Annotated in this window: 11 protein-coding genes; 3 read left to right on the top strand and 8 right to left on the bottom strand. The window is 35.2% G+C overall.

From position 1 onward, the window contains the following. Nucleotide 1 precedes the first annotated feature (1 nt). From atpB to porW, 5 genes are all read right to left on the bottom strand, one after another. Nucleotides 2-1,180: a F0F1 ATP synthase subunit A gene (gene atpB / locus GJV76_RS00305; RefSeq protein ID WP_155090647.1), complete on the bottom strand. Its 1,179-nt coding sequence runs from the start codon at nt 1,178-1,180 to the stop codon at nt 2-4. A 93-nt stretch (nt 1,181-1,273) separates the two neighbouring features. Continuing rightward, nucleotides 1,274-1,684, bottom strand: coding sequence for a hypothetical protein (locus tag GJV76_RS00300; RefSeq protein ID WP_155090646.1), 411 nt, complete (start codon nt 1,682-1,684; stop codon nt 1,274-1,276). A 2-nt stretch (nt 1,685-1,686) separates the two neighbouring features. Next, nucleotides 1,687-1,914, bottom strand: a complete 228-nt coding sequence (locus tag GJV76_RS00295; protein ID WP_258204679.1) for an AtpZ/AtpI family protein — start codon at nt 1,912-1,914, stop codon at nt 1,687-1,689. Between the two features lie 18 nt (nt 1,915-1,932). Next, complete coding sequence (locus tag GJV76_RS00290) at nt 1,933-2,373, bottom strand: bactofilin family protein (RefSeq protein ID WP_155090645.1); 441 nt, start codon at nt 2,371-2,373, stop codon at nt 1,933-1,935. A 32-nt stretch (nt 2,374-2,405) separates the two neighbouring features. After that, nucleotides 2,406-5,069, bottom strand: coding sequence for a type IX secretion system periplasmic lipoprotein PorW/SprE (gene porW / locus GJV76_RS00285; protein WP_160338991.1), 2,664 nt, complete (start codon nt 5,067-5,069; stop codon nt 2,406-2,408). Between the two features lie 1,118 nt (nt 5,070-6,187). Between porW and GJV76_RS00280 the strand changes: the two genes are divergently transcribed. The 3 genes from GJV76_RS00280 (at nt 6,188) to GJV76_RS00270 (ending at nt 9,030) form a co-directional block, all read left to right on the top strand. Next, nucleotides 6,188-6,592: a hypothetical protein gene (locus tag GJV76_RS00280; protein WP_155090644.1), complete on the top strand. Its 405-nt coding sequence runs from the start codon at nt 6,188-6,190 to the stop codon at nt 6,590-6,592. A gap of 101 nt (nt 6,593-6,693) precedes the next feature. Continuing rightward, nucleotides 6,694-7,119 carry a c-type cytochrome gene (locus GJV76_RS00275; protein WP_155090643.1) on the top strand — a complete coding sequence of 142 codons (426 nt, stop codon included), beginning with the start codon at nt 6,694-6,696 and terminating at the stop codon, nt 7,117-7,119. A 213-nt stretch (nt 7,120-7,332) separates the two neighbouring features. Beyond that, nucleotides 7,333-9,030 (top strand): glycoside hydrolase family 32 protein, encoded by a 1,698-nt coding sequence (locus GJV76_RS00270; RefSeq protein ID WP_155090642.1) that lies wholly within the window; start codon nt 7,333-7,335, stop codon nt 9,028-9,030. Between the two features lie 53 nt (nt 9,031-9,083). On the opposite strand, the gene GJV76_RS00265 is transcribed toward GJV76_RS00270, so the two are convergent. The 3 genes from GJV76_RS00265 to GJV76_RS00255 all read right to left on the bottom strand — a co-directional run bounded on the left by GJV76_RS00265 (nt 9,084) and on the right by GJV76_RS00255 (nt 12,735). Continuing rightward, complete coding sequence (locus GJV76_RS00265) at nt 9,084-10,070, bottom strand: TerC/Alx family metal homeostasis membrane protein (protein ID WP_155090641.1); 987 nt, start codon at nt 10,068-10,070, stop codon at nt 9,084-9,086. Between the two features lie 201 nt (nt 10,071-10,271). After that, complete coding sequence (locus tag GJV76_RS00260) at nt 10,272-11,267, bottom strand: NAD(P)H-dependent glycerol-3-phosphate dehydrogenase (RefSeq protein WP_155090640.1); 996 nt, start codon at nt 11,265-11,267, stop codon at nt 10,272-10,274. A 307-nt stretch (nt 11,268-11,574) separates the two neighbouring features. Beyond that, nucleotides 11,575-12,735, bottom strand: a complete 1,161-nt coding sequence (locus tag GJV76_RS00255; protein ID WP_155090639.1) for an iron-containing alcohol dehydrogenase — start codon at nt 12,733-12,735, stop codon at nt 11,575-11,577. Nucleotides 12,736-12,768: the final 33 nt, after the last annotated feature.

Here is a 12,768-nt window from a genome sequence, read left to right as displayed (position 1 = left end):
ATTAATGATGAGCTTCTTCGTGATCGTGCTCAGCAACAGCCATTCCGATAAATAGAGAAGATAACATCGTAAAGATGAACGCTTGTAAGAAAGCAACTAATATCTCTAAGAATACTAAGAAAGTAGAAAGTAAAAACCCTACTGCTGTAGCTCCACCTGTAGTCAACTCTTGTTGCATTACGAAGATGATAGCAATTAACCCAAATACTACAGAGTGACCTGCTGTAATATTAGCAAAAAGACGAACCATCAATGAGAAAGGCTTAATTAAAGCTCCTAAAATCTCAATTGGCGCTAACATTATTTTCATTGGTACTGGAACACCAGGCATCCACAACATGTGTTTCCAATAATCTTTGTTTGCAGAAAAGTGAACAAAGAAAAAAGTAAACAATGCTAAACAAGCAGTTACCGATATGCTTCCTGTTACGTTAAATCCAAGTGGAGTTAACCCCAATACGTTTAATAAGAAAATCAAAAAGAAAACTGACAACAGATAAGGCATAAACTTCTTATACTTATCTTTTCCAATGTTTGGAATTGCCATTTCATCACGCACATAAAGCACCATTGGCTCTAAAGCTCTCGAAAAGCCTTTTGGCAAGTTATTTGGCCCGTTTTTATACGTTTTAGCCAAACCTGTAAACATGATGATGATTAAAATAGTAGTAAACATCAATGACGCAACATTTTTTGTAATTGAAAAATCCAAAGGTTTTTCATTAGTTACAAAATGCTTGTCATCATAGTTAATTGTTCCCTCAGCGTCAGTCTTATAGATTTTGCTGTGGTACAATTTATACGTTTGTCCATCTTTTTCAACTAATTTCTTACCGTAGTCGAATTCAGAAGACATAAATACTTTAAGGCCGTTGTCTATTAAAATTACTGGTAACGGAAATCCGTAATTTTTACCAGTCGCCTCATCTGAGAAAAACACAAATGAATAATCATCTGCTAAGTGATGCGTGATGTGGTCTTGAACTTTCTCCTTTTGAGTTTTTTCAGCCACAACATGCTCTGTATCCTCTACAGCTTCAAGTGTTTCCTCAATTGACTGCTCAGCTTTTGAAAGGTTTCCTTCATTACTTTGAGCATTAGTTTGTGCATACGAAAATACAGACGATGCTGTAAAAATTACAGCTGCTAATAAATTCAGTGATTTCTTCAGAGTCACCATACCTTAACTTCTTGAATATTTATGGTTCTTAAAATTTTGTGCAAAAGTACAATAAATCTTATATAATCATACCTTTATGCGAAACTTTTTTTGTTAACTTTTTTCTGCGCTACTATTCTTATTCAAAACGAAATAGCTCAAATATGCATCTACCCCAAGAAAAACCAGAACAGATACAAGAAAATTTACTTTGAATCCCAGATCGACATTTTCACTGTCTAAACCTGCCTTAGCAAAAAGATAACTAACGACAAGCCTAAGCGTTATGAAGCCCAAAAAGACAAAGCCCAAGTTATTTGGCAGGCTATTTTTAATCCCTACCATTGCTGCAAATATAACAATCGTAAAAATCAATCCTAATCCATAAAATCCAAATAAACTATATCCTAATACAGGAAGTGAATTTCCCAAATCCGTAAAAGAAATAATCGCATAATGCGCTAAAAAGCAGATTGCTAAAAATCCGAGCGCTTTCAATCCAACACCAAGTGTCTGTCTATCCATCTTTACTTTTGATTAATTTGATGTACTTGTCTAATAACTTGGTACAAAGCTAATCCTACTCCCAATAATGTACAAGTTTTATTTGCAATACCATTGTTAAAATCGTATTTACCATCTAACCAATCTCCTAACAAATGAGCCAAATAAATAGTAATCCCCATTTGAAACGGCATCGTAATTAAAGTTAGCCACTTATTAGGTCCCTTATCATTTGGCTTTTGTTTATTCAAAATATCAATTTCTTACTATTATCCCTTCTTTTCAACAGCTTCTAATTTCTCCGTTTTTTCAGCTTTCTCTTGTTTGCCATTGGATTTAGAATCCTTACCTGACTGCCCAAGCATTTGGCAAGTAACCTCTATATTTCCTCCAGGTTCAACAGATAATCTCCCCACTATTAATTCTCCTTTGATATTCGCATTTGTTTTCACTGTAAGCAGATCGTTCACGCGAATAATACCTTCAACAGTTCCTTCAATATCGGCATTCTCACAGTCGATGTTTCCAACCACCTTAGCCTGTGGTCCTACAACAACTCTTCCTTTTACAAGTAAATTTCCCTTCAATTCTCCATCGATGCGAAGATCAGAGACTGCTTCAATATCTCCTCTAATAATAGTTGCTTCAACTATTCTATTCGTTTTTCCTAACAAATCTACAGAAGACTCTTTTTTTGAATTTTTAAACATAATCTATTTTTTTTCAACCTTTTTTTACTTAACTATTGTGGAGGAAAGAACTTATCAATAAACTCTTTCCAATTCTTTTTAATCTGAATAATAACATAGTCATTCGTTTCCACAGGATAAGCAAGTATTCCCAACCTATCTATCACTTTTTCAGCATCTTCTTTACTTCTAAACCCATGTAAAACTAATATTTTTTCGCTTGTCAAATAGTAATCTTCCGAAAACTTAATTCCGATTTGCTCATTAATTGCACCGAAATCAGCCATTTTTCTACGTAAATCTCCCACTTGTCCCGCATCCCTATCAGAGACCCACACGGCTACCTTCCAACTATCAGCACTATTGTTATTTGTAAACTCTCGTGCTTCCAAGCTGACTACCTCATTGTTTAGTATTTCCTCAGCTTCTTTACCTTCTTTTGTAGAGCTATAGGTCATAGCAATGAAATTGAGCGCCTCTTTATAAGCATTAATTCCCTCTTTTCGAGCAATGATTCTCGCTTTTAACAATTCGAATTTACTAATATAGTCATTATCGTAATTCTCTAATACAAAATCTACTTCCTTGTATGCTTTTTCAATATCTCCACTTGCGTAGACACGATACACTTTCGTAAACAACTGTTCGGGTGATAAGTCATCGATCTCGCTCATTTTGACATTCTGCAGTAATTTTGCATAACGCGAGTTTGGATAATTACGGATGATATACGCTTTCATAGCCATCGCCTTATCATTGTCAATCTCTAAGTATATCTTATACAACTTATACATACTTGGCAAAATAAGTCGATTTGCAGGCGCAGGTACAAAAGCTAATAATTTTTCAAATCGCTCAGCAGCTAACTTGTATTTCTTAAACTGTTCGCTGTACATTGACCCTAACTGAAAATAAGCAAAATCACGATCAACGCGAAGCTTGCCAATCTCTAAAGAATCTTTTGGAATCTGTCCGATGTAATGATCCACATTATACCTGTTGTCGGGAGGAGAACCAACGGTATTTCCTTTTGATTTCCCCTCAGAGTTCTCTGTTTGTCCTACTTCCCTATGGCTATTATTCAATGCTGAAGACCATCTCCAATTATCAACTAATGGACGATTTCCCCATTTTCGCTTAAAATCCTGTTTACCATAAGCTGAAGCCTGTTGAGAATAAAAGTAGAAAGTAGAATTGCCCATTCCCTGTGGTAGACTATTTGATTCCATAAAGGAACCTACAGCCTCTCCAAAATTGGCCATATTAAAATAATCTACATTTGAATCTCTATTTTTACCTTTTAGGTTGGCTTGCAACTTTCTAAAATCTTCTCTTCTCAAGTCCTCTACATATTTGGTAAAATAAGCAATCTGTTGATCAGCAGTCATCGCCACAAGGTTGAGAATACTATCGTTCTTATGTGCAATTTGCTCGTATTTCACAACCTCTTTCAGTGCATCGCGTCTTTTCGTTAAGCGATATCGTTCTTTAAACTTCTCAGGCAAGATACTAAGTGCACTATCATAATATGATCCCGCTTCCGCATATCCAGCACTATTGAAATAGATATCGGCAATACTCAAATAGTTGTACGCCTTTAATTGCTCATCTCCTTTGCTTTCTTTTACTGCCTTTTTCAAGTAGTTCAAAGCCAAATCCGTTTTGCCAACCCCATTGTAAAACAAACCTACTTGACGATTTAGTACATCGTAATACGGGCGGTTCTCTCTATCCTTCAACAACTTTCTGTACAATTTTAGGAAAGCAGTAGAATCAGAAGCTTTGCGCACACCTAATTCAGCCATTTGACTATACGAGTGAATATAATACGATTTCGGTCCTTTGCGCTTCATCTTCACGACAGATTCGAAGTAGTGAAATGCTTCCGCTTTTTTTCCTACTCTTGCATTCAATTGTCCTAAGATAAAAGAATACCTTGCTCTTTCTTCTTTAGATTGCGTTAACTCCAAAGCATTCTTCATCGGAGCGATTGCCTCCTCAAATTTTTCGATATTGATATACCCTTGTGCAAGAATAGCGTTGGCGTCAGCCTCCGTTTGCTTCTTCATTTTTCCTTTTCGGATGTGTATAAACTCTTTCAAGTTCTTTATCGCTATATCATCATAAGAAAGTCTAAGATTTGACTTTTCACGCCATACCTTTGCTTCGTCAATCTTATCGCTATCAGGGTATTTGTACAAAATATAGTTAAACGACTCTAAGGCAGGTATGAATCTCCCGTCGTAATAACGCGCCTTTCCCAAGAGTAAATAAGCCTCATCCATCTGCCAGTTTCGCTCTCTACCTTGAATGTACATTGAGTGCTTTTGAATAGCTTTTGTAGCTTTATTCTCTGCTCGTTCAAATCCAGTACCTCCATCTAACCCACCTTCCTTGTTCTCTCCTTCAATGGAAAGGTTATCTAATATTGACCCTGGTTTACTTTTTATCGGTTCACTAATCTTAAACTCCTTTTCTGGGTCAACTTTTATCTCGATGCGCTCAACAGGAAGAATCTCCCAGAAGTTGTCATAATAGCCCTCTTTGAGAGCGATCAACGCCTCATCGTAAGCCATATCACCATTATACAGAATATTATAACGCGTAGTCATCGCGTGATATCCGCGATTAATCAGTCGATCCTGCTTCACAGAACAACTGACAATGAACAAAACACTGAAGATTAATAATAAACTGTAACTTCCTAAACTTTTCACCTTAACTCATTTATCATCTAAACTATTTTAATATACTTTTAGTATCCTTACTCACAAAAATAATGATTACTTCTTTTTTATTAAAATTTTAAACTTCTAACAAAGTAACTATTTTTTCCTTGATTAAAATAACGCGTATTTAATTACTTCAAAAAAATATAGTCACCACTGTGTAACCCAAAATGCCCAAAAAGACAATTCAAGAACGAATTGGTCTACATTGTTCCAATTATTAAGTGTAAAATAAAGGATTCAACGCATTTATTAAAGTACATCAATAACACGCAAAAAACGTGGTTCCCACTTGTTGCATTCTCAATTACTTTGCCTTTCTCCATCCATTCTACTCTCCGCAATTGGAGATATCCACAATATACTGTAAATCGTGACTTGACACGGCAAGAGCCATCTCCTTGTCTATCACCTTGCTTTTGATTAACTCACTTAAGCGAATTTAAGTAGTAGGGCTGGGATCAGCAAATGACTCATCCAAACACATCAATTCAGGCTTACCGCTAAAACAATATCAGAATGTAAAAACAAGAGTACAGTTAAAAGCAGAATTATAAACAATAACTGTACAGCTATATTAGGACGAGACAAAATTTAGAGAGGGTGGTCGGCATGTGATCGCATAGTGATCGCATACTTTATAGGCAAATTCATGCGACCACTATGCAATCACCTTACTATCACCTACTGATTACTTCCACCCAATATCCTCTAAAGCAAAAGAAAACGCGAAGTAGCAAACACCTCACTGTGTCATAAACGATACTTAACTCTCAACAATCATAAGTGGAAGGTGGCAAAGAAGAAATCAATAAAAGCAAAAAGCAACTGTATAGTTCTGCGGTGGTAATATGCCAAATAGCAAAACAGGATTAAATGAGCAAGAGCATCAAACAATTCAAGATAAGTAAGTAGACTAATAGACAAAATGACTGCTACCTATTATTAGCACTCCACGAACAAGCCAGCGATAAAATCAAACGAACACAACAAAAATACCAACCGCGAAAACAAATACAGAAATCACAGTTGCCCCTATGGGTCGCAAATATTTTATAAATGAAACATCAATAAGTTTTTATCTTTGCAACCTAAATTTGTTGACAATGAAAAAAGACATTGAAATTCCAGAAGTAAAAAATGTAGAGATAGCAATTGTAAAAGAGTACAATGACAATTTTCTTGCTGACTGCTGGTACGTCTACTTATATAACAATACAGCAGAAGATATTGAAGCAATCATGATTGTCTCACAAGCGCAAGGAGAACTCAATGGAGAGAAGAGAGCATCCAGTCTATTTAGACATGCCTTTCAAAAATTAGGTCCAAAACAAGCGCTAAAAGTTGAACTACTTGATGAGAACATCTTTCAATTAGACAATACATTTATGTTGACATTCTTTCAAGGTGGCAAGCTTTATGATAAAAATTATACCCTACAGGCAAATACAATCGAAGGAATAGAATTAAAAAAATTGCCATTTGACAACAAAAATGGGGTTTTCTTATAAAATCGCAATAAACTAATTTTCAACCACATACAAGCACATTATTTATATTCAATCCAAATGATTCTTTGATTAACTTGCTTTTACTCAAAAAAGAATCACTTATGAAAATTAAAAACTTACTTGGATTAGGATTGGTTATCGTTGGAGCGACAATATTATTAGCATTTAATAATAAAACAACGATTACAGAATCAACAAAAGAACAATCTGAATGGAAAAACTTAAAAGTATTGCCAGCGGATATTTCTAATGATAGTTTGAAAGGCTTGATGAAAGGCTATAACGAAGCTTTAGGTGTAAAGTGTAGTTATTGTCACGCTCAAATTGAAGGTAGCGACAAATTAGACTTTGCTGATGACAGCAAAAAAGAGAAAGAATTTACACGTCATATGATTGTAATGACTCGCAAGATTAATGCGGAAAATTTCAATTGGCAAAATGCTGCAGAGCCAGAAAAAATAGATGTTGTTAGTTGTGCGATGTGCCATAGAGGATCACCACAACCATCAAAAGATCTAAAGAAATAATAGAATTTAAAACGGGGGATACAAGTATGTATCCCCCGCTTAATTCTATACAAACTAAAATGTGAATATTTGATTTCTTCACTATATAAATCATTGAATTTCAAACGAATATTTAATACTATAATAATATTGAGTTTTTCAATTTAAAGGTAATTTTACTTTACACAACAATAGATAGAATACAAAAAGTAAAACCTTAAATCACTATAACTTATGAAGTACAATCAAAAGTCGCTTATTGACATCACTTCAAATTTTATTTTACTTCCTTTTTGCAATGGAGAACCTGAATCCAAAGTTGAGTTTATCAGTCCTAATAAAGCTACTTCTTTAAGCTTTACAGCAAAGATTACCTCAGGCAAGGCACAATACTATCACCCTATACAAGTAAGCCAATTCAAGGGGCAAACCTTGAAACTAAAAATTGGTTCAGAAAATAAAATAAAACTTAGCGAGCTCCATATTGCACAACAAGAGGATCTTCCCTTACAAATATTCGAAAAACACAGGCCTTTACTTCACTTAACTGCTCCCTGGGGTTGGATGGATTTTCCCTTTGCCTTTAGCTATAGCAATCAGCATTATCAACTTCACTTTCTCAACAACTTACACCATACAGACCAACAGCATGCACATTGGACGACAGTCCTATCCAAAAATCTAATGCAATGGCAAATGGCAACCAACAACAGCGAATATCATCATCTACACAACAAAAATGTAGACTACATAGTCATTGACAAACTTAATACCTCCAATCTTGGAAAACAGACCACTTTTGCTTTCTATAAGTATCCCCATAAAAACCACAAGCTTTACTTAGCCTATAAATTAGATACTGATGGAAACTTCACACAATTTGATAACAATCCCATCGTAACAAGTAAAAATGGCCAGGAGCTCAGTTCTCCTAAAGTTTTCTATCACGTGCAAACTCAAAATTGGGTAATGCTAATAACTATGGGACATTCAATCGCCATATACAATTCAGCAAATTTACTCGAATGGCAAGAAACAAGTGTATTCAAATATCCCTATACCATCCCAAGTGATCACTGGCACAGTCCAGACTTATTCCCTCTACAATATGGAAGTCAAACCAAATGGATTCTAATGCATAGTACAAATGCACAAAAATCGAAATTTAAAGCCTTTACGCTATATCAAGTTGGGGACTTCGATGGTAGCGTATTCAAAGCAGATGAAGACAATGAAGTCAAAATACTCGACTTTGGCCGCGATTGTTATGCGGGAACGACTAACAGTAACCACCCAAAAGGAAAAACGCTATGGATAGCCTGGATGAACAACCTTCAATACGCACACAAAACACCTACAACAACTTTTCAGAATGCGATGACATTACCGCGCATTTTAGAATTGACAAAAGTGCAAAAGCAATTTATTGTCGCGAGTTTTCCAATTAAAGAGACAAAGCAACACAGAGTAGAAAAACAAAGTTATCCGTCAAGATTACTCGACAAGACAACAACAATCAAATCCATGTTAGAAAACAACAATGGCGCCTTCGAAATTGTACTCGATTTTGACATCATTGACGTCAGTACGAAATCTTTTACCTTAACCTTATCGAATAGTGAAAACGAAGAAATTTCCTATACCTATCACTTTAAGAAAGATAAAATCTATATGAATAGAAATCGAAGTGGACAAATTGACTTTGACTCAAAATTTACTTCAAAGAAAATAAAAGGCCCTTTATACGAAATCAAAAAATACAAGACAAGATTAATCGTAGACAAGTGTTCCACTGAACTATTTATAAACAAAGGAAAAGTGACGATGACCAATCTAATATTCCCAACAGAGCCCTACAACCAATTGACCTTATCGGTCGAGGAAGGCTCTGTAGATATATCAAAGTTCAACATATACCAACTTGACCTATAACAAAAAGGCTGTCGTTTTTCAACGACAGCCTTTTGAACTTTATAAACTATAACTTATAGTGCGTCTTTTTTTGGAGGAAATAAAAAAGAAGCTACTACTGATAATATTAAAACTCCACCAATCACTGATAATGAAATCATAGAATCAACGTGATAGAAAGGAGAGATAATCATTTTTATACCAATAAAAGACAATATAATAGCTAAACCATATTTCAGTTTAGAGAATCTGTCCATGAAATTAGCAAGTAAGAAATACAGCGATCTCAAACCAAGAATAGCAAAAATATTAGAAGTATATAAGATGAAAGGGTCATCTGGAGCAATAGCAAAAATAGCTGGAATACTGTCTACTGCAAAAATCACATCTGTAAACTCAATCACCATTAATGCTACGAATAGAGGAGTAACCATTTTAACCCCGTTCTTAACCGTAAAAAATTTCTCTCCGTCATACTCATTACTCACTTTAAAAAACTTGTGTACCATACGCACTGCAAAGTTTTTTGAAAGGTCTTGTTCATCACTGTGATCATCCTTAGCAAACCAAGATTTTATACCTGAAATCAATAAGAAGATACCAAAAATTGTCAAAACAATATTGATCTCAACATTTCTACCAAATAGCTCCATTTCCGGTAAATAGGTATGGTTAATGATCTCAACCCCTGCAAAAATAAATATAGCTCTAAATACTAATGCACCAATTATTCCCCAAAACAATACGCGGTGATGTAGTTCCTTGGGTACCTTAAAGAAGGTAAACACAAGAATAAAAACAAAGAGGTTATCGACTGACAACGCCTTCTCAATCCAATAAGCTGATTGGAAACGCGCAAAGTTCTCGAAATCCATGTAATAGTATATAACCCCACTAAAACACATCGCCAGACCAATCCAAACCACAGTCCATATCAAGGCCTCTTTCGTAGAAACAGTATGGCTATGACGGTTGAAAACACCTAAGTCCAACAACAGCATTACTAAAACAACAATTCCAAACCCTGCAAGTAAACCAGGGTGATTAATTAAATGATCCATTCTATTTTTTTTTTACAGGGTCAAAACTAAATATAAAAATTTCCCCCAAGAGAAACTAAAGTAATCAACTGAAATACAACACAATACATTCTAAATAGCAAATATACGAAAACAAATAAAATAAAAATAACCCCCTGTAATACAGAGGGTTATGCCTTATTTTGAATCTATTTATCAAATAACGTAAATAAACAGAAAAAATTAATCTAATTTTTCGGTAAGCTTTCTAAACGTCTTCTTCGGATCCTTACCATTGTATAGAATATCGTATACAGCATTGATAATTGGCGTTTTGGCACCGTACTTTTGGTTTAACTCATAAGCACTTTTAGCGGCATAATACCCTTCCGCAATCATACTCATCTCCATTTGCGCTGATTTTACCGTATACCCTTTTCCTATCATATTACCGAACATTCGGTTTCGGGAGAATAAGGAATACCCTGTCACTAATAAATCTCCCAGATAGGCAGAGTTATTGATATTTCTCTTCATTCGATGCACCTTCTTAATGAACTTCTTCATTTCGCGAATAGCATTACTCATCAACAAGGCTTGGAAGTTATCACCATAACCAAGACCATGAGCCATACCACAAGCAATGGCATAAATATTCTTTAATACAGCTGCATACTCAGTCCCTACAATATCATCAGTCTCTTTTACTTTAATATAGTGACTACTCAAGCAATCAGCGACCGTCTTTGCATGCTCCTCATTGCGACAAGCTAAAGTTAAATAAGAAAGACGCTCTAAGGCAACTTCTTCCGCATGACAAGGTCCCGTAATCACGGCAATATTATCATAAGGAATCCCATAAACAGTGTGAAAATGCTCTCCTACGATAAGGCTTGTTTCAGGTATAATACCTTTAATAGCCGAAATAATAACTTTCCCCTCCAAGCTGACATACAACTTCTCCATTTCCTTACTCAAAAAAGCAGACGGAATAGCAAAAATCACATAATCAGCATAAGAGATTGCTTTGTTAATATCATTAGTTAAATAAAGCTGATCGACGTCAAACTCTACAGAACTTAGGTAATTTGGATTATGAAAATTAACCTTGATTTCTTCTAAGGCCGTATCATTTCTCATATACCAAGCAATCTTCGGAAGATTCTCACTTAGCATTTTTACAATAGCGGTTGCCCAACTTCCACCACCAATTACCGCAAACTTTGGATAATCACTCATAATTTTAGATTATATCTATGCCAAAAGTAAATAAAAAACTTATTGCAAACAATGATAGTAATAACTCCATTCTTTTTAACAGCACTAAGATATTTCACAGAAAAAATACCAATAAGACTATATTAATCATTAATTGTAAACCATAATCATAAAAAAACGATTAATTGGAGTGATACGATTAATATAAAACAAAATAAAGGTTAACATATTTATACCTAATTAATTCACAAATGATAGATAAGAGAATATTTACATCGTATCTTATAAAGATACCTAACCAAAATTGCTAAAAAAGTTAGTTATTAATTTAATAGCTTAACTCTACTATCTCTTTTATTTTATCCAGTGTTATATTTTTTTGTTCTCCCATCGCTAACCATCCTCTGGAGCGAAATCGATTGACAATAATATCGCTTGTTTGAAGGTAATCGGCTGTATAGTCAGAAAGCTTCGTCTTAATCTCTAAAGAATGAAAGAATGCTACTAACGCCTCTATAGCTTTCTTGGCAATTTCTTCCTCAGAACCTTCAGAAATAGAAAACACACGTCTCCCTAATTGCGCTAATTTCTCTTTCTTGGTATCAAACATAACCTGATACAAATTAGGTCCTATTATCGCTAATGTACGCCCGTGATCAATACCATAAAGAGCAGTTAGTTCATGGCCAATCGCATGGGTTACCCAATCTTCTTTGACACCCATAGCTATCAATCCATTTAGAGCCATAGTACATGCCCACATATAAGTAGTCGCAGCATCGTAATCCGCAGGGTCCGATAAGATAGCGGGAGCGACTTCAAGAATAACTGAGAGTATAGATTCTGCAAAGCGATCTTGTAAGGGAGCATTCTGAGGGTAAGTAATATATTGTTCTAATACGTGTACAAAAGAATCAGCCAAACCGTTGGCAATCTGCCTTTGCGGTAGTGAGCTTACAACAGTAGGATCACAGATAGAAAACAATGGATATAGAGGCTCACCAGAAAACGATAACTTGTCGTTTGACTCTGCAATTGTCACGACTGCTCCGTTATTCATTTCACTTCCCGTTGCGGGTAGAGTCAAGACTGCTCCGTAGGGTACTGTTTGCCAATTTACATTCATTTTATTTAATATAATCTCCTTGCTATCCCCTTCATAATGAACAGCAGCGGAGATAAACTTCACTCCATCAATAACACTACCTCCACCTACACCAAGGATAAAGTCAATCTTATTCTTCTTGATTAATTCAACGGCCTTCACCAAAGTTTCATAATGTGGGTTAGGTTCTATTCCGCCAAACTCGATTACTTCGAAGTCCTTCAGAGCTTCCGTAACCTGGTTGTATACCCCATTTTTAAAGATACTACCTCCTCCATAAGCCAGTAGAATTTTACTGTTGGGTAAGATCAATTGACCAATGGAAGCTATTTGACCTTTTCCATATAGCAATCTTGTGGGATTATATAATTCAAAATTCAACATAACATCTTTTGTTTATTTATTTCACTTCTAAAA

Source organism: Myroides albus, from assembly GCF_009711045.1.
In the GTDB taxonomy this organism is placed as follows: domain Bacteria; phylum Bacteroidota; class Bacteroidia; order Flavobacteriales; family Flavobacteriaceae; genus Flavobacterium; species Flavobacterium album_A.
Note: the sequence above shows the minus strand (reverse complement) of the source record. Positions and strands in the feature narration are given on the sequence as shown.